The sequence below is a fragment of the Thalassospira sp. genome, assembly GCF_002709775.1.
Taxonomy (GTDB): domain Bacteria; phylum Pseudomonadota; class Alphaproteobacteria; order Rhodospirillales; family Thalassospiraceae; genus Thalassospira.
Genome location: NZ_PAQR01000024.1, coordinates 40,980 through 60,487, shown reverse-complemented (window position 1 = coordinate 60,487; position 19,508 = coordinate 40,980). Strand labels below are relative to the sequence as shown.

At 54.8% G+C, this 19,508-nt stretch carries 18 protein-coding genes and 1 riboswitch; of the genes, 9 read left to right on the top strand and 9 right to left on the bottom strand.

From position 1 onward, the window contains the following. Nucleotides 1-494: 494 nt before the first annotated feature. Entirely contained in the window at nucleotides 495-1,247 is a 753-nt protein-coding gene (locus CMO10_RS10045) for a glycerophosphodiester phosphodiesterase family protein (RefSeq protein ID WP_297021442.1), read from the top strand. Between the two features lie 102 nt (nucleotides 1,248-1,349). After that, nucleotides 1,350-2,780 (top strand): MATE family efflux transporter, encoded by a 1,431-nt coding sequence (locus tag CMO10_RS10040; RefSeq protein WP_297021440.1) that lies wholly within the window; start codon nucleotides 1,350-1,352, stop codon nucleotides 2,778-2,780. A 79-nt stretch (nucleotides 2,781-2,859) separates the two neighbouring features. Here CMO10_RS10040 and CMO10_RS10035 read toward each other — a convergent pair whose 3' ends face one another. Together CMO10_RS10035 and CMO10_RS10030 are read right to left on the bottom strand one after the other, a co-directional pair. Beyond that, complete coding sequence (locus CMO10_RS10035; RefSeq protein ID WP_297021438.1) at nucleotides 2,860-4,125, bottom strand: hypothetical protein; 1,266 nt, start codon at nucleotides 4,123-4,125, stop codon at nucleotides 2,860-2,862. A gap of 147 nt (nucleotides 4,126-4,272) precedes the next feature. Next, on the bottom strand, nucleotides 4,273-5,232 hold the full coding sequence (locus CMO10_RS10030; RefSeq protein ID WP_297021435.1) for a helix-turn-helix transcriptional regulator: 960 nt from the start codon (nucleotides 5,230-5,232) through the stop codon (nucleotides 4,273-4,275). A gap of 222 nt (nucleotides 5,233-5,454) precedes the next feature. Here CMO10_RS10030 and CMO10_RS10025 point away from each other — a divergent pair, with 222 nt between their 5' ends. Genes CMO10_RS10025 through CMO10_RS10015 form a run of 3 tightly spaced genes read left to right on the top strand, consistent with a single transcriptional unit; the run spans nucleotide 5,455 to nucleotide 7,313 of the window. Beyond that, nucleotides 5,455-5,931, top strand: a complete 477-nt coding sequence (locus tag CMO10_RS10025) for a low molecular weight protein-tyrosine-phosphatase (RefSeq protein ID WP_297021434.1) — start codon at nucleotides 5,455-5,457, stop codon at nucleotides 5,929-5,931. Between the two features lie 25 nt (nucleotides 5,932-5,956). Continuing rightward, nucleotides 5,957-6,817, top strand: a complete 861-nt coding sequence (locus CMO10_RS10020) for a fructosamine kinase family protein (RefSeq protein WP_297021431.1) — start codon at nucleotides 5,957-5,959, stop codon at nucleotides 6,815-6,817. A 46-nt stretch (nucleotides 6,818-6,863) separates the two neighbouring features. Then, the gene (locus CMO10_RS10015; protein WP_297021428.1) at nucleotides 6,864-7,313 is read left to right on the top strand and encodes a c-type cytochrome; all 450 of its coding nucleotides are present in this window, start codon (nucleotides 6,864-6,866) and stop codon (nucleotides 7,311-7,313) included. A 93-nt stretch (nucleotides 7,314-7,406) separates the two neighbouring features. Here the strand turns inward: CMO10_RS10015 and folE are convergent, their stop codons facing one another. The 3 genes from folE to metZ all read right to left on the bottom strand — a co-directional run bounded on the left by folE (nucleotide 7,407) and on the right by metZ (nucleotide 9,881). Next, on the bottom strand, nucleotides 7,407-7,997 hold the full coding sequence (gene folE / locus CMO10_RS10010; protein ID WP_008889129.1) for a GTP cyclohydrolase I FolE: 591 nt from the start codon (nucleotides 7,995-7,997) through the stop codon (nucleotides 7,407-7,409). Nucleotides 7,998-8,086: 89 nt separating this feature from the next. Continuing rightward, the gene (apaG, locus tag CMO10_RS10005) at nucleotides 8,087-8,479 is read right to left on the bottom strand and encodes a Co2+/Mg2+ efflux protein ApaG (RefSeq protein ID WP_044830237.1); all 393 of its coding nucleotides are present in this window, start codon (nucleotides 8,477-8,479) and stop codon (nucleotides 8,087-8,089) included. Between the two features lie 199 nt (nucleotides 8,480-8,678). Then, a complete protein-coding gene (metZ, locus tag CMO10_RS10000) occupies nucleotides 8,679-9,881 on the bottom strand; it encodes an O-succinylhomoserine sulfhydrylase (protein ID WP_297021423.1) in 1,203 nt (400 codons plus the stop codon). Nucleotides 9,882-9,957: 76 nt separating this feature from the next. Further along, nucleotides 9,958-10,032: riboswitch (SAM riboswitch) on the bottom strand. Between the two features lie 226 nt (nucleotides 10,033-10,258). On the opposite strand from metZ, the gene CMO10_RS09995 reads away from it, so the two are divergent. The 3 genes from CMO10_RS09995 to CMO10_RS09985 all read left to right on the top strand — a co-directional run bounded on the left by CMO10_RS09995 (nucleotide 10,259) and on the right by CMO10_RS09985 (nucleotide 14,046). After that, nucleotides 10,259-11,053 (top strand): TVP38/TMEM64 family protein, encoded by a 795-nt coding sequence (locus CMO10_RS09995; protein ID WP_297021420.1) that lies wholly within the window; start codon nucleotides 10,259-10,261, stop codon nucleotides 11,051-11,053. Next, complete coding sequence (locus tag CMO10_RS09990; protein ID WP_297021417.1) at nucleotides 11,046-12,473, top strand: dihydrolipoyl dehydrogenase family protein; 1,428 nt, start codon at nucleotides 11,046-11,048, stop codon at nucleotides 12,471-12,473. Before CMO10_RS09995 ends, CMO10_RS09990 begins: the two co-directional genes overlap by 8 nt. A 79-nt stretch (nucleotides 12,474-12,552) precedes the next feature. Next, on the top strand, nucleotides 12,553-14,046 hold the full coding sequence (locus CMO10_RS09985; RefSeq protein ID WP_297021415.1) for a sensor histidine kinase: 1,494 nt from the start codon (nucleotides 12,553-12,555) through the stop codon (nucleotides 14,044-14,046). 375 nt (nucleotides 14,047-14,421) lie between these two features. Here the strand turns inward: CMO10_RS09985 and CMO10_RS09980 are convergent, their stop codons facing one another. The 4 genes from CMO10_RS09980 to CMO10_RS09965 form a co-directional block, all read right to left on the bottom strand. Then, nucleotides 14,422-15,030: a DNA-3-methyladenine glycosylase I gene (locus tag CMO10_RS09980; RefSeq protein ID WP_297021412.1), complete on the bottom strand. Its 609-nt coding sequence runs from the start codon at nucleotides 15,028-15,030 to the stop codon at nucleotides 14,422-14,424. A gap of 3 nt (nucleotides 15,031-15,033) precedes the next feature. After that, on the bottom strand, nucleotides 15,034-15,321 hold the full coding sequence (locus tag CMO10_RS09975) for a YciI family protein (RefSeq protein WP_297021409.1): 288 nt from the start codon (nucleotides 15,319-15,321) through the stop codon (nucleotides 15,034-15,036). Between the two features lie 3 nt (nucleotides 15,322-15,324). Next, on the bottom strand, nucleotides 15,325-15,921 hold the full coding sequence (locus tag CMO10_RS09970; protein ID WP_297021407.1) for a TetR/AcrR family transcriptional regulator: 597 nt from the start codon (nucleotides 15,919-15,921) through the stop codon (nucleotides 15,325-15,327). Between the two features lie 156 nt (nucleotides 15,922-16,077). Beyond that, nucleotides 16,078-17,526 carry a TrkH family potassium uptake protein gene (locus CMO10_RS09965; protein ID WP_297021403.1) on the bottom strand — a complete coding sequence of 483 codons (1,449 nt, stop codon included), beginning with the start codon at nucleotides 17,524-17,526 and terminating at the stop codon, nucleotides 16,078-16,080. 541 nt (nucleotides 17,527-18,067) lie between these two features. Here CMO10_RS09965 and CMO10_RS09960 point away from each other — a divergent pair. Next, nucleotides 18,068-19,504, top strand: coding sequence for a sensor domain-containing diguanylate cyclase (locus CMO10_RS09960; RefSeq protein ID WP_297021400.1), 1,437 nt, complete (start codon nucleotides 18,068-18,070; stop codon nucleotides 19,502-19,504). The last annotated feature ends 4 nt before the right edge of the window (nucleotides 19,505-19,508 follow it).

The window sequence follows — 19,508 nt, the reverse complement described above, 5'->3', positions numbered from 1 at the left end:
CTACAATGTCAAAGAACTCAAAGGCCGAAGCCCCGAACCGCCCGTTCCGCGTCGCCGTCTCGTTGGCGCCGCACCCCGTCGGTGGAGGCGGGTTATAGGGCCCCAATACAAACCTGTAAACACCTTTTTTCGAGATTTATGGAGATTTTCGGCGATTGTTTTTTCCAGCCCCGAAACGGTCCGCACAAACCCTTGGCTTTCGGGGGTTTCACGTAGAAAACCGATCCTTGCATAGCTCGACCCACATCAGTGCATAACACCGAAAACCAACGGAAAAAGCGACTCTGCGTCCTTGATTACAATATGGAGTCCAATGACTTCGCAGCGAAAACGAAAAACGAAACGTTCAAATCGCAACAAGATTTTCGCTTTTTCACACAATCCAAGTCGCGTAAGAGAATCGCATTGATGTTCTTTGCACCACCAAGATCACCAATGGCCATCCGCCAGATGTGTTCGGTGTTGCAGCCCCACATATATAAAGGCCTGTATCCGTGATCGAGATCCCGCACATTGTCGCCCATCGTGGCGCTTCGATTGAAGCCCCGGAAAATACCATTGCTGCATTCCGCGTTGCCGGTGCACGCGGGGCCAAATGGATTGAATGCGATGTCACGTTAAGTTCTGACAACAAGTGCGTCCTTATTCACGACGATACACTTGAACGCACCACCAACGGCACGGGGCCAATTCACCACAGCGATTTCGAGACCCTTCGCAACCTTGATGCCGGCGGATGGTTTTCAGACATATATAAGGGCGAACGTATCCCGACCCTGTCCGATACGCTTGAGACCCTGTACTTCATGGATATGGGCGCCAATCTAGAGATCAAACCGTCGGGCTGTGAGCCGGTCCGTCTGTGCGAGGAAGTCATCAAGGAACTTGGCACATCCAAGACCGTGCCGCCGATTCTGATTTCAAGTTTCGATGACACTGCGGTTGCCCATATGCGCAAGCACATGCCGGACCTGCCATGCGGCTGGTTGCTTGAAACGCTGCCGGAAAACTGGAAGGCAGAATATGAGCGCCTTGGCGCATCCGCCATTCATATCGACCACAAGGCCCTGACACCGGTCAGTGCTGCCGAGATTGTCGATGCCGGTGTGCCATTGGTTTGCTATACCATTAATGACGTTGAACGCGCCAAGGAGCTGTTTTCCTGGGGAGCCACATCGGTCATTACCGATGATCCGGCCAAGTTGCTGATGGCCATTCCCCGGCGACCGTTCGCCGCCCACAGATAGACCCCATATAAAACTTAAACGGGGCAAAATGGCATCAGAGGTCGGACCGCCACCACGATCCCGACGTCTGATTGCCAGATAGAGATAACAGGAAACAGTCCAATGACGATTGCCCCACAAGATGGTGCCGCGGGTCCACCGCCCCCCATTGATCCGGCGACTTCGCCAACCCCGCTTTATCCCAATAACCGGGTAAAACGCCATCTAAGCGAACTTTTCAGGCTCGCACTGCCGGTTACGATCGCCCGCCTTGGCATGCTGATTATGGCCGTGGTCGATACCATTGTCGTTGGCAACTATGACAGTGCGGCACTGGCGTATCTTAATATCGCGCATGCACCTTTCACATCCTTGATGGTGACGGGCATCGGGCTTCTGACCGGGGTCATGGTGATGACTTCACATGCCAAGGGGCGCGATAACCTGATGGCCGCTGGTGCGGTTTGGCGTAACGCCATGCCCTATGCGATTCTGATCAGCATCCTGTTTACCATTCTGACCATGCAGTCGGACTGGCTGTTTGCCATTACCGGTCAGCCAGCCGAGATCACCGATCATGCCGGTGATCTTGCCATGATTCTGTCGATCGGCATGCCGGCAGCCCTTATTTACATTACCTGTGCCTTCTTCCTTGAAGGGTTGCAGCGCCCGCTGCCGGGGATGGTGATGATGATTGGCGCGAACTTCATCAACCTTGTTCTGGATTATGGCCTCGTATATGGCGCCTTTGGCCTGCCGGAACTGGGGGCCGAAGGTGCGGCATGGACATCGAGTATCATCCGCTGGATCATGGCGCTTAGTTTGCTTGGCTATATCCTGTTGATGAAAAGCCATCACCTTTATGGCATCCGCAATGGCTTTGCCGGGTGGTGGCGCGGATCTCGCGATGCCCGTCATCTGGGATATGCCGCCGGCGCCAGTCAGGGCATGGAAACCGGCGCCTTTGCCGCCATGCAGCTTTTTGCCGGACGCCTTGGCGTAATTGCCGCGGCGAGCTATGGCATCAGCATGACGCTACTGGCGTTGATGTTCATGGTCGCCCTTGGTCTGGCTTCGGCGACCTCGGTTCGGGTTGGTATTGCCTATGGCAGACGGGATCGACCGGACATGGCACTTGCCGGATGGATTGGTCTTCTCACCACCATGATCGTGATGCTGGGGCTGAGCGTTCCGCTTTATCTGTTTCCAAACGCGGTTGCCCATCTGTTCACCCAAGACCTTGCCGTGATTGCGACAACGGTGTCTGTTCTGGTCCTGATGCCGATCATTTTCCCGACTGATGGCGGGCAGAATGCCGCGATCAGTGCGCTTCGTGGGGCCGGGGACAAATGGGCACCGACGGTTTTGCATCTGGTGTCCTATGTCTTTGTCATGATCCCGATCGGGTATTACCTGTCCTTCACGCGTGAGATGGGCGTGCCCGGATTATTCTGGGGTATTGCGATTGCAAGCCTTGTCGCCGTCAGTGGCCTTGCGATCCGGTTCCTGATCGTGTCATCGCGCGAGATCCCGGAACATCCCGATCAGATATAAGTCACATCAAATAGCCACTAAAAAAGCGCCGTCGGAAGCTCCGCACGGCGCTTTTTCTTTGGCAGTGAAGATTGCCTGATCAGGAACGGGCGGCATCAAACTGACGGCGCGGCATCAGAAGATCGCAGAACGGCAGAACCAGCGTATCAAACGCCGATGCCGCGCGCGGGGCGTCAATCCGGATGATGTGCTGTTCAATATCGCGCTGGGTTGCGAATTCTCCAAGCGGGGCCAGTTCCGGCAGCGCATCGACCATGGTGGCATAAAAGGCAACCTGATCATCGCGCGCCGTTCCGGCGGCAAGATTGCCCAGATGATTATAAAGCGCCATGGCAAGGAACCAGCGGCAATAGGGCATCAGACCTTGCAAAATCTCGCTCCGCTGTTGCGGCTGCACATATTGCTGCAGGTCGCTATCAAGCCAAACGGCATTTTGCACCCCGGCAACAAAGGCATTGCGAAGGGCCGGATATTCATCGCTAAAGAACACGGTCGTCAGCCAGGATGACAGATCATCAAGGGCTGCCCGGCGTGATGCCGGTGTGCTGTCATTTGCAAAATCAAGCGCGGGCATCGGCGGCTTGCCCGACATGGCAAGGCTTGCCACCGCCGGATCAATGAGCGCATTGGAAAGCCACGCCTGATGCCAGATTTTCATTGGTCGGAAATAGGGTTCCTTTTCAGAACCGCCGGCCTCGATCCAGCTTTCAATCAGGTGCGCCCGCCCCAAGGCGATACCAAGACGCAGGGCATCTTCAAACCCCATGCCGTTTCCCAGGAAAGGGGCGCCCAGCATGTCTTCGAGTAACGGCAACATAGCAGCAAAATTGTCAGACCGAAGACCCGCACCCAGCGGCTGATAGAACGATGCACCATCGCTATGGCCCAGAATGGCGCGCGCATGTTTGGCAAAATCACCCCAGAAAACAAGCTTCACCGGCTCTGCCCGTTTGCGCCAGAGCGGTCGGGTCATGTGCCAGTCTTCGCATTCGAAATTCGCCATCGGCATCGCATCGACCAATCGGGCAAGCGGCTTGGCCACCGCCATTTCCAGATTGGCTTCCGATCCGACATGGCCGATCGACAGACGCCAACCCGGTTCTTCATGCGGATGACGATCAAGCCACAACATGGCAAAACCGTTTGAATTGGCGCGCGTCCCCGCAGGCGCGACCAGATCAAAAAACAGCGACAGGGCCGCCGGGATTTCAGGCACCGAATGATCGGTCAGGGCATCGCCCACCGTCCATGTTTTGACCATCACATCATCGGCATCCGGGCGTTTGTGAAAACGCGGCGGCAAAAAGCCGGAATACTCGTTTGCAGGTTGGATGGAATCGGTCATGGCAGCCTCTTGGATGCGAGGGGGGCACGATGATTGGTGACTTCGTGCATCGCGCTGCTGATACCCAAGGAAACCAAGCAGGTCAATCATGTGCCATTCAGTCTGTGTCCGCAGAAGGCACCGAACGTGCGAAAGAATGGGAGCGCCTCAGGCCCGGGTCAGACCGGCATGCCCGATGCTGGCTTCGCGATAGACAGAGGGCGGCATGGCAAGCAAGCGTCTGAAATCGCGCGAGAAATGGGCATTATCAGTAAAGCCGCACCAAAAGCCAATCTCGCCAACCGACAGGTTGGTGCCATACAGCAACCGACAGGCTTCACGCACACGCACCAGACGCAGCAAATCGGAAAACCGGCTATTGGCCTGTTGCAAGCGGCGCTGCAAGGTGCGCCCGGATGTGTCGAGTGCGGCGGCAACCTCGTCAATTGTCCAGCTGCGCCCAACGTCATGTTCCAACACGGTACAAAGCTGTTGCACGATTGGCCGCTGCGCCCCGATCGACGGCGCGGTGCCCGGCATATTGGCCATAAACGGATAGGAAGATGAAACCTGTTCGAAACTGCCCCAATTGATGCGGAAGCGTAATCCGCGCCCGGCAAAGGTCAGCTTGTCACTAATCCGGCCCTTGCGCATGACGCGCACCGCCGGACCATGGCTTGGCAGGATGGTGGCATCAATTTCTTCGGCCCCGGCTGCTTCAAGCAAGCCGATCAAAAAGCCCAGCGACAAAAGGTTTTCAACACGTGCCGGCGGTTGGCCCCGCACAACCCCGCGATGGATCGTCATGGATTTTCCGGTGACGGAAAAGTCGCTGCGCGCGCGGGCATGAGAATAGCCCTCCAACCGGCGCCAACGATCGGCAATGACCGACGGGGTTGCCGAATGGCGCAACATGGTCAGGATCGGTTCCTGTTCCTTGGCGGCAAGGTAACGCCCAAGGCGCACAAGCACGGCCGGACCATTAATCTCTTCAAGGGCGAGCATGATGCTGCGCAACTTGGCAGAGGTCACAACCGTCCCGGCCGGAACAAGGTCATAACCCCGCGGCAACCAGGCCAATTGCCGGATCAGGGCAACATGCAAACCGAAAGAAACAAATTCCTGCATCAAAACGCGCCAAGACAATAAATATTGGCGCGATCATACAAACTAATGACTGAGCTGTCAGCGCAGGATCCAAAATGTCACGAAGCTGTTACATTAACCGTGTTTTTTGGCACAATCGTCAATGGCGCAGCCTTTTGACCCTGACAGGGCATTGCCCGGGGAATGCGACCATGTCACTGTAAAACCTTCTTTTGCGCCCTTCCATCAATACGGATTGATAACGTGATCAAGGTTCTGTTCGTCTGTACCGGTAATATCTGTCGTTCGCCCACCGCCGATGGTGTTTTTCGCAAACTGGTGCGCGATGCCGGGCTGGAGGATCACATTAGCGTCGATAGCTGCGGCTTGTCGGCCTATCACGTCGGTGAACTGCCCGACCCGCGATCACGCGAAATGGCCAAAAGCCGCGGCATCGACCTAACCGACATTCGATCGCGCAAGATCCGCCGGGACGACTATTACGAATTTGACTATGTTCTGGCGATGGATGACGGGCATTTCCACGATATGCGCCGTCAGGCACCCGCCAGCCATCATGACCGGATCGAGATGTTTCTTGATTATCATCCGACCATGGCTGGCCAAAGTGTGCCCGACCCCTATTACGGTGGGGCAAACGGATTTGTGCATGTGTTTGACATGATCGAGGAAGCCTCAAGCAGCCTGCTTTCGCACATCCGCGAAAAACACGGGATCTAGATCCAAACCGAAACCGGGATTCGCCATGGATAAAAGCGCGCTGGCAGATTTGATCAAACGCCACACCGGGGCAGGTCTGAGTTCCGTTACCCCGCTTTCTGGTGGATGCGTTGCCAATGTAATGCGCGCCGACCTTGATGACGGACGGCGAGTGGTGATCAAGCAGGGCACCACAGAGGATGCAGGCCTTCTGATCGAGGCCGAAATGCTGCGCTATTTCAAATCCCATTCTCCAATCATCTGCCCTGACGTCATCCATGCCGATGCGACCTGTCTGGTGATGAGCTTCATTACCAATGACAATCACATGAGCACCCAAGTACAGCTTGATCTGGCCGAACAGCTCGCCGCCCAGCATCGGGTGACATCCGATACCTTCGGACTTGGTTTTGACACCCTGATTGGCGGGCTGCATCAACCCAACACCCAGGAAACAAGCTGGATCACCTTTTTTGCCGAACACCGACTGCGTCATATGGCGGAGTGTGCCCATAGTGAGGGCAAGCTTCCCGGCAGTATTGTCGCACGGCTGCATCGATTGATTGATCAACTGCCGGAATATTTGCCGACAGACAGTACTCCATCCCTCCTGCATGGTGATCTGTGGGGTGGCAATATCCTGTGCCATTCAGACAAGTTGGCGGGCTTGATCGACCCGGCTATCTATTACGGCGACCGAGAGATCGAGCTATCCTTTGGCACCCTATTTGGCGACCTCACTCCGGAATTTTTCGCGCGATATAATGAAATCCTGCCGATTACGCCCGGATTTTTTGAAGAACGCCGTGATTTGTATAACCTTTACCCGCTATTGGTTCATGTCCGCCTGTTTGGCGGGCACTATGTCAGTGCTGTGAACCAGATCCTTGCCCGTTTTGGCCCTTAAACGTCATAATTTCCCGCAACCCGAAAATCTAAAAAGGAAGAGAGATTTGAAAGTTCTAGCAGGTGCCGCCATCGCACTTTCCATGACCGTCAGCATTGCTGCCATCGCCCATGAAGGCGCGACCGGCGTCGTCAAGGAACGAATGGATGGCATGAAGGCCATCGGCCAGCAGGTCAAGATCATGGTGCCGATGATGAAGGGTGCACTGCCCTATGACCCGGCACAGGTCGCAAAATCGGCTGCAATTATTGAAAGCCATTCGGGTGAAACATTCACCGCCCTTTTCCCGGAAGGCAGCAATGAAAAACCGTCAGAAGCGCTTTCAGATATCTGGGATGACTGGTCGAAATTCACCGATCTTGCCAATGAACTGAACAGCACTGCCGGGAACCTCAAAACTGTTGCTGAAAACAACGGCTCGGAAGACGAGTTCAAAGCAGCCCTGGGCCAGATGATGCGCACTTGCAAAGCCTGCCACAGCGATTTCAAGGAATAGCGCGCACTGCAATTTTGCGCGTGGCGTAAATGGAAAGGCCGCAGCATTTATCGTGCTGCGGCCTTTTGTGTTCTCTGGTCGTCGATGTGTGGCTTAGCGGCCAATCATCGCAAAGAATTCGCGCCGCGTGATCGGGTCATCGCGGAACGCACCCAGCATCCGGCTGGTGACCATGGAAACGCCGGTCTTGTGCACACCGCGCGTGCTCATGCACTGGTGATTGGCATCAATCACCACCGCAACACCAAGCGGATCGAGTTCTTCCTGAATGGTGTTGGCGACCTGTGCCGTCATCTTTTCCTGAATCTGCAGGCGTTTGGCATAAACCTCGACAACGCGGGCCAGCTTGGAGATCCCCACAACACGGCGGCGCGGCAGATAGGCGACATGCGCGACCCCGATGATCGGCACCATGTGATGTTCGCAATAGGATTCGACGCGAATGTCGCGCAGAACGACCATTTCGTCATAGCCGTCGGTTTCTTCGAACGTCCGGCGAAGGATTTCAGCCGGGTCCTGCTGATAACCGGCAAAGAATTCGCCATAAGAGCGCGCCACACGATCAGGCGTTCCGCGCAATCCTTCGCGGTCGGGATCATCCCCGGCCCAACGCAGAAGTGTCCGGACCGCCTCTTCTGCTTCTTCGCGTGTCGGACGCTTCACCGGGTTATGTTCGCTGCACATACCAAATCCTTTTGTCATATTCCGCAGGATTAACGCCTGCCTTGGTGGGGCTCCTGACCCGCTTTAACTGATACTGTTGGCTGATCGGATCAGTTCACAGTGTGTTGCCCATGCGGACTGTCGAGCGAAAAGGCCGGAACCGCAATATCAAAATGATTGCCGTCCATATCCGTCATTTCGAAAGTCCCTACCATGAAGCCACTTGGCGTGGTCAATGGCGCCCCACTTGTGTAATTGAAACTTTCACCGCACGCCAGAACAGGCTGTTCGCCAACGACACCCGGACCTTTGACTTCCTGGGTTTCGCCGCGCGAATCCGTAATCCGCCAATGACGGTTCAACAACTGAACGGTTTTCGATCCGAGATTTTCAATCTCGATGCGATAGGCCCAAACATAACGATGGGTTTCCGGATCTGATTCGTCCTCGAGGAACATCGGATTTACCGACACCTTGATATCGTGGGTTACGGTCGAATACATGCATGTCTCCGGGCCAAGTGTGTTCCAGTCAATTTTGCATCAGCCAAGAATGCGATAGATGGACCTTTATGTAGACAATCCGTCCCGAAACTACCAGTCGCCAGTCAAAACAAACCAGCACGGCGTCCAGGGCAGATACGAAAGGGCCCGCACAATGTACGGGCCGGATCGATGTCAGGATTACTGTTGTTCCAAGCTTTTAAACAGCAAGGGCCGCCAACAGATCTTCCTTCAGGTCATCAATGTCTTCCAGACCGACAGATAGACGCAGCATGCCCTCGGTAATGCCCATTGCAAGCTTGTCCTCGCCCGGCACGCGCTGGTGCGTCGTGGTCCAGGGGTGGGTCGCCAGACTTTTGGCATCGCCAAGGTTGTTGGAAATATCAATCAGCTTGAGGTTATCGAGCAGCGAGAAGGCTGCTTTCTTGCCCCCGGCAAGCTCGATTGCGATCAATCCACCACCCCGGCCAGACATCTGGCGCATTGCCAATTCGTGCTGCGGGTGACTTTTCAGTCCCGGATACAGAACGCGCGAAACCTGCGGCTGTTCCGACAGGAATTCGGCCAAGGCTGTAGCATTGCGGATATGTTGATCGACACGAAGGCTAAGGGTTTCAAGGCCCTTGAGCAGCACCCAGGCGTTAAACGGGCTCATGCTTGGCCCGGTATGGCGCAGGAAGGTGGTCAGATGTTCGTCGTGCCATTCCTTGTCGTTAAACAGGATCGCACCACCAAGGCAGCGGCCCTGACCATCGATATGCTTGGTCGCGGAATAGACAACGATATCAGCACCCAGTTCCATCGGCTTTTGCAGGATCGGCGTGGCAAAGACGTTATCAACGATGACCTTGGCCCCGACCTTGTACGCCAGTTCGGAAATGAAGGCGATATCAAGAACCTCAAGCGTCGGGTTCGACGGGGTTTCAAGGAAAACCGCATCTGCCGGTTTGGAAAGTGCCTTTTCCCAAGCAGCCTTGTCCGTGCCATCGACCAGCTCGGTTTCAACGCCAAACCGCGGCAGAAGCGTGGTGAGGATAAATTCGCATGACCCGAACAGGGCGCGTGATCCGACCACACGGCCACCGGCCTTGGTGCTTGCTGCCAATGCATTCCAGACAGCAGACATGCCCGATGCCGTCGCGCGGCAATATTGCGCGCCCTCGATCAGGGCAAGGCGCTCTTCGAACATGCCGACGGTCGGGTTGGCAAAACGGGAATAGACATAACGTTCCGGGCCGCTGCCATCAAAGGAGGCTTCTGCCTCGGCGGCGGTGTCATACACATAGCCGGAATTCATAAAGATGGCTTCGGAAGTCTCGCAAAAGCCGCTGCGCGCTGTGCCGCCACGTACGGAACGGGTCGCCGCGCGCCAGTTATCGGAAGCCTTTTTTTCGGTCGTCATCGTCTTGCTCCTACATGCCCGGAATATGGTGTGATCCGGACACAAAAAAACCCTGACCGGCATGAATGGGTCAGGGCCGAAGCCAAGCTACCCCTCTTTAGCGATTTTTTACGTGGCCGCAAGCCGGTCGACAAATCCCACGATTGGCAGACGATACGTCCAGTTTTCCCCTACGTCAAGCGCCACTCCCTCAGGATTTTTGCGCATATCCGGGTCCGCTATCGCGTCACGTCGGACAAATTCCCCTCACGCAATGGTGAAGGCAGTTCATGAGCAAGTTTTGAATTTTCTCTCTAATGTTGGATCAAATGATGCGATCCTGTTTTGAAGGGTTTGCTCATCACACCAAATGAACGACCTGCAAGAGCCTGAAATAAATGACCAAAACCAGTTCAATGGCGTCACACTTGTCCGACCAGAAACCAGATATCCAAGCGGAAATCAAAGGCGCGTCAAAGCCGCTCTGGCGGAAGCTTTTACCTGTCGCGGTGCTGATTATCGGTCTTGTCATTGCCTGGGCCAGCGGCGCTCTGGATTTGCTGTCATTTGATACGCTGCGTGAAAATCGCGACCTGTTGCAGGGCTTTGTTGCCGATAATCCGGTTTCAAGCGTGCTGTTTTTCATGGGGCTTTATGTTGTTTCCGTTGCCCTGTCCCTGCCGATCGGCTCGATCCTGACCATCACAGGTGGCTTTTTGTTCGGATCGTTCCTTGCGACAAGCTACATCGTGATCGGTGCAACCCTTGGCGCAACAATTGTGTATCTGGCCGCACGCTATGCGTTTTATGACCTGATGCGCGCCAAGGCCGGTAACGCCGTTCGCAAAATGGAAGAAGGCTTTGCCGAAAACGCCTTCAGCTATCTGATGGTTTTACGCCTGATCCCGATTTTCCCGTTTTGGCTGGTCAATCTTGTGCCAGCTCTTCTTGGGGTCAAATTGCGCTCCTTTGTTTTGGGCACCATGATCGGCATTATTCCGGGCACCTTTGTATATGCTTCCATTGGTGATGGGCTTGGAGCCTTGTTTGATCAGGGCAAGACGCCCGATCTAGGCATCATCTTTGAACCACGTATCCTGACCCCGATCATCGGATTGGCCGTGCTGGCCCTTCTGCCGGTGGTTTATAAGAAACTGCGCCAAGGCAAAAGCGGGGCGGACAAACATGAATAAGATCATCCATACTGATATCTGCGTGATTGGTGCTGGGTCCGGCGGCCTATCGGTTGCCGCTGGTGCTGTCCAGATGGGAGCAAAGGTCGTCCTGATCGAAAAGGGCAAAATGGGTGGCGATTGCCTTAATACCGGTTGCGTTCCGTCCAAGGCGCTTTTGGCGGCTGCCCATGCGGCCGAAAATGCACGACAGGCTTCGCGCTTTGGTGTTTTGACCGGATCGGTCGATGTCGATTTTGGCCGGGCAATCGACCATGTCCATTCCGTGATCGCTGGCATCGCCCCGCATGACTCGGTCGAACGGTTCGAAGAACTCGGCTGCACCGTCATTCAGGCAGAAGCACGCTTTACCGGCCCTGGCGAGGTCATTGCAGGGGATAGCACGATCAAGGCCAAGCGCTTTGTCATCGCCACCGGTTCACGCGCCGCCATCCCGCCGATCCCCGGTCTTGAAAGCGTTTGCTATTTCACCAACGAAACCATTTTCGAAAACCGCATTCGCCCCGAACATCTGATCATCATCGGTGGTGGGCCCATCGGTTTGGAAATGGCACAGGCCCATCATCAACTGGGTGCAAAAGTCACCGTGATCGAAATGGGCACCATCCTGCCCAAGGATGATACCGATCTGGTGGCGGTTGTCCGCGACCGCATCAAGGCCGATGGCATCAGCTTGTATGAAGGTGCCAAAACCAAGGAAATCCTTGATGTGAATGATCAGATCAGGGTCGTGATCGAACACCAGGGCATCGAGATCACCCTTGAAGGCAGCCACCTTTTGCTGGCAACCGGACGCAAACCCAATGTCGAAAATCTTGGTCTGTCAGATGCCGGGATTGATCACAGCGAACGCGGCATTTCCGTTGATGCGCGTCTGCGCACCTCAAACCGCAAAGTGTTTGCCATCGGTGACGTCACCGGCGGACTTCAATTCACCCACATGGCCGGTTATGACGCCGGGATCGTGATCCGCAATGCGCTTTTCCGCCTTCCGGCCAAGGTCGATCACAGCGGCGTGCCATGGGTGACCTACACCAACCCGGAACTGGCCCAAGTCGGCCTGACGGAAACGGCCGCGCGTGAAAAGTTCGGCGATGATATCCGCGTTGTGACCTGGGATTATGCCGAAAATGATCGTGCGCGCGCAGAAGCAGACACCGAAGGCTTTATCAAGGTCATCACCACGCCAAAGGGCAAGATACTGGGTGCCGCCATTGTCGGCAGACAGGCGGGCGAGCTGATTGGCGTCTGGTCGCTTGCCATCAGCAAGAAGATGAAGATCGGTGCGATTGCCGGCATGATCGCGCCTTATCCGACCCTTGGCGAACTGTCCAAACGCGTTGCCGGGGCCTGGTATACGCCCAGCCTGTTTAGCGAAAAAACCCGCAAGCTGGTCCGCTTCCTGCTTAAGTTCGGATGACCGGTTTTATTGGTTCGCATATAAAAACAAGCATCTGTATTGCTGTACTTTTTTCGGCTTCTTGGCCTAACATCATCTCATGAATAACCGGCATCTGAAATTGCCCCCATGGGCCAAGTCACTTTCCGCGCGCCTTCTGGTGCTGACGGTAAGCTTTGTGATGCTTGCAGAGGTGTTTGTTTTTGCCCCCTCTGTCGCGCGATTTCGGATTGACTGGCTGAAGGCGCATCTTGATTCCGGCTACCTTGCAGCCCTTGCCCTTGAAGCCACCCCGGATCAAATGATCCCTGATGATCTTGAGCGCGAGCTGCTTTCCAATGCCGGGATCGAGGCCGTTATTCTGCGTCGTGAAGATCGGAAGTTGCTGCTGCAACGCGATGATATGCCTGCCAAGGTCGACAAGGATGTCCAACTGACAAACTTTTCGATCCCGATGGCCCTGATGGAAGGGTTATCAACCCTGACTCAGACCGAGAACCGGGTGCTGCGGGTTGTCGGCATGCCATCCATGGCACCGGATTTCGAGATCGAGGTCCTTGTTCATGAGGACCGTTTGATTGAAGCCATGCGCAATTTCGGTTGGCGGGTATTTGGCCTGTCGCTGATGATTTCGTTCTTTACCGCTGGGCTGGTTTATTTCGCACTCAACCGGTTGCTGGTTCGGCCGATGCGGACCCTGACCCATGACATGATCCGTTTCCGCGAAGACCCGCAGGATAAATCATCGCTGATCGATCCGGGCGAACGTGACGATGAAATTGGCGTTGCGCGTCAGGAACTCGCCATGATGCAGCAAGATATTCAGGCGATGCTTAATCAGCGCCGCCGCCTTGCTGCCCTTGGCACAGCTGCCACCAAGATCAGCCATGATCTGCGCAATGCACTGGCAACTTCGATGCTGATGACCGAACAGCTTGCCAGAAGCCAGGATGACGAAGTCCGCGCTGTTGTGCCGAGGCTTCTATCATCGATGGAACGCGCGGTTTACATCAGTGAACAAACCCTGTCCTTTGCGCGCGAAACCCCGCCACCGCGCGACCTTGCGACCTTTACCCTGATCGAGCTGATCGAAGAAATCCGTGATCAGATTTTGCTGCATAAATGCGAGCAGCTTCTTGATGGCGCCATGGATGACACGCAGAAGGATGATGAACCCTGCCCGACCCGCATCGAAATCGACCTTCCCGAAGACGTCATGCTGGAAGCCGATTACGACATGTTGTTTCGCGCCTTTAGCAACCTGATGCGCAACCCGATCGAAGCCGGGGCAACGGTCGTTACCATCACCCACAACATTCAGGCTGAACCCGAAGCTGGTACGGAAGGCCGCACCGAATCGGGCAAGACCCGCAGTTTCATTGATGTGATCATCACCGATAACGGTCCGGGATTGCCGGAAAAGGCGATCAAAAACCTGTTCGTTCCGTTTGCGGGCAGCGGACGTGAAGGCGGCACCGGGCTTGGTCTTGCCATCGCGCGCGAGCTGATCAGTACCCATAACGGCGAACTTCTCCTCACTGCAACAGGACCGGATGGTGCTGTTTTCACAGTCACATTGCCGATCAGCAGCTGATTGCTGCGGCATTGCACCACCGCAGCGCACCTAATTCATAGATTTTTCCTATCGAATTTTATTTGATATTCGATTTTATCTTTTTAATGGCATTTGCCACCTTGGGTTATGGCGATGCCGGGCCTGATCCCGATCCCCGATCCGCTCCTGACCCAAGGTTCGGTGTCGCCACCCGAATTAAAGCGTTCCGTATTGATATTTAAGCCTCCCGATCCCCTGTTGCACCCTCCCCCTTGGTTGGCACCTCAAGCGATACGGAACGACCGAGACCCTATAATCCTTGCCGGATTATCATCAGGGGATCTGCACCGGTCCCCGCCCTCAAGACCCCTTGTCCCAATACTGGGCAAGGGGTGTTTTTTTTATGGTTTTGCGTTAAACCGGGCGCGTCATTGATAGACGCATGTCTTCAATCTGTTGACGTAAAAAACAACCTTGCGCGTGATCATTGATCAGGCCCATTGCCTGCATGAAGGCAAACACCGTCGTCGGTCCGACAAACTTCCAACCCCGTTTCTTAAGGTCCTTGGAAAGCGCAACGGAGGTCGGCGATGTTGACATAGATTGTGGCGGGTCTACTTCATCTGGTTTCGGCTCGAAGCGCCAGAAATATGCGGCAAGTGACCCTTCCTGCGCGACCATCTCGCAGGCCCGCTTGGCATTGTTAATGGATGCTTCGATCTTGCCGCGATGACGGATGATCCCGGCATCCCCAAGCAAGCGTTCAACATCCTCTTCATCAAATTGCGCGACCTTGTAAAAGTCAAAACCGGCAAAGGCTTTGCGGAAGTTTTCGCGTTTACTCAAAATCGTGCGCCAGCTTAAGCCCGACTGAAAACCTTCAAGGCAGATTTTCTCAAACAGACGGATGTCATCGGTAACCGGAAATCCCCATTCCGTGTCGTGATACGTATTGAACTCAGGTGCTGCATCACACCACGCGCACCGACATTTTCCATCCGTTCCGATTGTTGTTTTGCTCATGGGTCAGGCCATCAGGAAATTAAGGCGTTCATCGGCACGCGCGGGCGAGATTTCATGAATTTCAGATGTCACGATACCCTCGACAACAAACGGGTCATCATTCACACGCGCTTCAATCGCATCTCGCGACACACCATGCGCCAGAACGACACCGCCCATATTGGGTTGTAGGCTCCCGACCATCAGAAACACGCCATCATCAAAACCTTGCTTGATCCATGCCTTATGCGCGTCCATGAATTCCGGGGCTTTTTGGCGATTTTCGGCAAACTTCAAAAAGATCGTAAACATTCCCTACTCCCTGATTGAGTTGTTGGTGGTGGTAAGGCCTGCAATCTGATCATCAAGCCAGGCACACATCAGATCGACCTCGTGATGCAGGAAACCATCATCGTCAAACGCATTGGCAAGGGTCGCAACACCTTGGCTTCGGCCAAGGATATGCATCGCCAATTCGTCCGATCTATCACCAAAGCCCAGACGTTCGAACTGCCGACGTAGCCAACTGCGAAACAGGGTAAACAGTGCCGCTGCATCACTTTTCGCGGCATGGTTCAGTTTCGCCAGTTCTGAGGATAACGTGCCCACCGGGCAGCCGAATTTCCGGATCTTCTCGCCATTCACGATCAGAATATGAATGAAACTGCGAATACGCTCAGCCGGGTCTGAACCGGTTACTTCCCAGCGATCAAGCATCTGCTCGGTATTGGCAAGGCGCCGGTTAATCACGCTATCAAGGATGTCATCCTTGGTTTTGAAGTGGTGATAGAAGTTGCCACGCGATATGCCAACGGCACTGGCAATATCGGCAAACGATGTGGCTTCGAACCCGTGCTGATAAAATAGCAGGTCTGCTGCCTCGATAATTCGATCCCGTGTTTCTACTGCCATTTCCCGATCTATCACCCGATTCAATCTGCATTTGGACAGTCGTCCTATATCTAGAATTAGGTCATTTGTCCTAGACTGTCAACCACATGAAAAAGCACCTGCAAGCATCGCCTGCAGGTGCCTGAAAACTTAAGCGTTAACCGTTGTAGGTGTTGGTTAGTCCCGCCAGAAGGCCGGGAACAGCAAAACCAGAACCGTAAAGACTTCCAGACGGCCAATCAGCATCCCGATCGACATCAGCCATTTTGCCCCGTCCGGAAGGGTCGCAAAGTTGCCCGACGGGCCGACAATCGGGCCAAGGCCCGGCCCGACATTGGCAATCGCCGTTCCGGCACTTGAAACCGCCGTGATGAAATCAAGCCCCATCGCACCAAGGCCAGCGGCCAGCACGACAAAGCAGAAGACAAACAGGAAGAAGAAGCTCAGAACCGATTCCGTGACGTCTTCTGACAGCGGTTTACGGTTATAGTAGGCAATGAAAACGCCATGCGGGCGCAGCATGTGCGACAGCTGGATTTTGGCAATCTCATAAAGAACCTGCAGGCGGAAGATCTTCACCCCGCAGGTCGTCGACCCCGCACAGCCACCAATAAACATGACAAAGAAGAACACCGTCACCGCAAACGGCCCCCAAAGGCCGTAATCGGTGGTGGCATAGCCCGTGCCGGTCATGACCGACATGATGTTAAATGACGTAAAGCGCAGCGCATAAAGGAAGCCAACACCATTGGTTTCCGAATGCCAGAAGGCCAGACCGACAATGATCGCAACCGCAATCGTGATAAACCAGCGCACCTGACTGTCCCGGAACAGGGCGCGTCCCTGCCCGCGCAGCATCTGCAGATACAAAATAAACGGCAAGGCACCGGTCGCCATGCCAAGGGTAATGATCACGTCAATCGCGGCACTGTCATAATGCCCGATCGAGGCATCCTTGGTCGAAAAGCCACCAGTCGCGATCGTTGTCATCGCATGCGCAATGGCGTCAAACGGTGTCATACCCGCCGACCACAGCATGATCGCCCAAAGCCCGGTGAAGCTCAGATACAGCATCGCGATCCCCATCGCGATCTGCGTCGCACGCGGGAAGGCCTTGTCCGACTTGTCGGAGTTTTCCATACGGAACAGCTGCATACCACCAACGCGCAGCATCGGCATGACGGCAATCGCCATCACAATGATCCCGATCCCGCCAAGCCACTGCAACAAGGCCCGCCACAACAAGATCCCCTGCGGGGCATTATCAAGGCCGACAATCACGGTGGATCCGGTGGTGGAAATGCCTGACATCGCCTCAAAGAACGCGTCGGTATAGGACATATCCAGATCGGAAAAGGCAAATGGCAGGGCCGATGCCGCTGTCAATACCAACCAGCTTAATGTCGTCAGGATAAAGGCCTGGCGCGAGTTGATCTTCAGGTTGTCCATGCGGTTCATCATGATCAGTGCCCCGCCGACAAACAGCGACACAAAGGACGCCGCCGAAAACACGATCCAGTCGCTTTGCCCGTAATACAAATCAACCAGTGCCGGGATGAACATGCCAACCGACAACGTACAAAGCAAAATGCCGACGATGAAAAGAATGGGACGGAAATCGATCAATGAAGCGCCTCTTGGCACATATACCGCGCAATCCCCCCGGACAAACGGCATATGGTGCGTCTGATATTCTGTTCTGGGAGGCACTGCATACCCGAAAAATCGGTCAACATGTACCCCATTCATCAAAAGCAGCGAAATTCTTGGCACATGACGCCACAATGTCCAGTCCTTTTCGGCTGTTACGCGCTTGAACACGCCCTCAAAGCCGGCGATTTAGCTGCCTGAAGCGCTGGTTTTCATGAAAAGACACCTGTTTTCGCCGCCATTTGAACGACCCTGCTTACGCCTACCCATACCAAGGCCGCTTTGGAGGTAGCACAGGAATTCCCCTGATTTCCGATGACTGTAAGGTGGGTCAGAAAGCTTCCAGATTGCGTCTCGGTTTGGATTGGTTCACGAGCGTGCCCCGGCCCCGACAAACCTGCCGGCAATTGATTTTGTGTCGTGCAACATGATGCAGTTTCCCCTAGATTAGGGCGGATCAAAACGATGTATCCAATCATCGATTGCCACCTTTTGACTGTCTTTTGGGGAGCTTCCCGTGCGGGGAAAGAAACTATACTTCGCGATTGTTCTGTGCGTTCTGCTTGCGGTCGGTTTCCTGACCACAAGTTTTGTCAGCTTTTATGTCGCCCGGGATTCGCTTGAAGAACAAATCTCCGAAAGCACGCTGCCGCTTACCAGTGACAATATCTATTCCGAGATCCAGCGCGATCTGCTGCAGCCGATCTTCATTTCCTCGCTGATGGCCCATGACACGTTCTTCCGGGACTGGGCCCTTTCCGGCGAAAAGGATCAGGAACAGATCACCAAGTATCTTAGCGAAATCCAGTCACGCTACGATACGATCACGTCCTATTTCATCTCGGATGAAACGCGCAATTACTATCACCCGACAGGGGTGATCAAACAGGTGCACGAAGATGACCCGGCCGATGGCTGGTATTTCCGCGCCCGCGACAGCAAGCAGCCCTATGAAATCAATATCGACCATGACACGGTTGATCGGTCGCGCCTGTCGATTTTCGTCAATTATCAGGTGCGTGATTATGACGGCAATGTCATTGGCATTACCGGTGTTGGCCTTGCGGTGAGTTCCGTTACCAACCTGATCGAGACTTATCAGGCGCGCTATGGCCGCACGATCTACTTCATCGATACCGAAGGCCACGTTACCCTGCGCGGCAGCGGATTTGGCGATGCGCATAGCCTGCAGGAACGCCCGGGCATGCGCAATCAGGCAACCAAGATCCTGACCTCGCCGGGCGCCTCGATCAGCTATGAGGAAGGCGGGCATACCTATTTCGTCAACAGCCGTCTGGTGCCAGAATTCGGCTGGCTTCTGATTGTCGAACAAAGCGACTATTCCTCTGACGAACGTCTTCAGAACACGCTATTCATCAATATCGCGATCTCGCTTCTGATCACTGTCGTCGTGGGGCTCGTCGCCTTCCTGACCGTGCGCAACTATCAGAAACGCCTCGAAGAACTGGCATCACGTGACAAGCTGACCGGCACCTTTAACCGCCAGGTCTTTGACATGCTCTTTGCTCAGGCTGCACAGAACGCCAAGCGTCAGAAAACATCACTCTCGGTCATGTGCTTTGACATTGATGGTTTCAAGGAAATCAACGATGGCTATGGCCATCCGGGCGGGGATGCTGCCCTTCGCGAAGTTCTGACCATGATCCGCCAGAATGTTCAGGAAGCCGACGTAATCTGCCGCTGGGGTGGGGATGAGTTTGTCATCCTGTTCCCTGGAAAGGATCGCAAGGAAGCCCTGACCAAGGCGCGCGATCTTGCCGATGATGTGCGCAATGCCCCGGTTCGCTTTGGCCGCGATCATATCCCGGTCACGATCAGTGCCGGGGTCACGGAATATCGTGACGGCGAAGACCTTGATACCCTGATGGCGCGTGTTGATAACGCCCTTTATACCGCCAAGGCATCAGGACGCGACCATATCTCGCTGTCCTGATCGC

Coding starts and splice junctions, on each gene's coding strand:
- CMO10_RS10040 (WP_297021440.1), top strand. CDS start 1,350: ATGACGATTGCCCCACAAGATGGTGCCGCGGGTCCACCGCCCCCCATT.
- CMO10_RS10035 (WP_297021438.1), bottom strand. CDS start 4,125: ATGACCGATTCCATCCAACCTGCAAACGAGTATTCCGGCTTTTTGCCG.
- CMO10_RS10030 (WP_297021435.1), bottom strand. CDS start 5,232: ATGCAGGAATTTGTTTCTTTCGGTTTGCATGTTGCCCTGATCCGGCAA.
- CMO10_RS10020 (WP_297021431.1), top strand. CDS start 5,957: ATGGATAAAAGCGCGCTGGCAGATTTGATCAAACGCCACACCGGGGCA.
- folE (WP_008889129.1), bottom strand. CDS start 7,997: ATGTGCAGCGAACATAACCCGGTGAAGCGTCCGACACGCGAAGAAGCA.
- apaG (WP_044830237.1), bottom strand. CDS start 8,479: ATGTATTCGACCGTAACCCACGATATCAAGGTGTCGGTAAATCCGATG.
- metZ (WP_297021423.1), bottom strand. CDS start 9,881: ATGACGACCGAAAAAAAGGCTTCCGATAACTGGCGCGCGGCGACCCGT.
- CMO10_RS09995 (WP_297021420.1), top strand. CDS start 10,259: ATGACCAAAACCAGTTCAATGGCGTCACACTTGTCCGACCAGAAACCA.
- CMO10_RS09990 (WP_297021417.1), top strand. CDS start 11,046: ATGAATAAGATCATCCATACTGATATCTGCGTGATTGGTGCTGGGTCC.
- CMO10_RS09985 (WP_297021415.1), top strand. CDS start 12,553: ATGAATAACCGGCATCTGAAATTGCCCCCATGGGCCAAGTCACTTTCC.
- CMO10_RS09980 (WP_297021412.1), bottom strand. CDS start 15,030: ATGAGCAAAACAACAATCGGAACGGATGGAAAATGTCGGTGCGCGTGG.
- CMO10_RS09975 (WP_297021409.1), bottom strand. CDS start 15,321: ATGTTTACGATCTTTTTGAAGTTTGCCGAAAATCGCCAAAAAGCCCCG.
- CMO10_RS09970 (WP_297021407.1), bottom strand. CDS start 15,921: ATGGCAGTAGAAACACGGGATCGAATTATCGAGGCAGCAGACCTGCTA.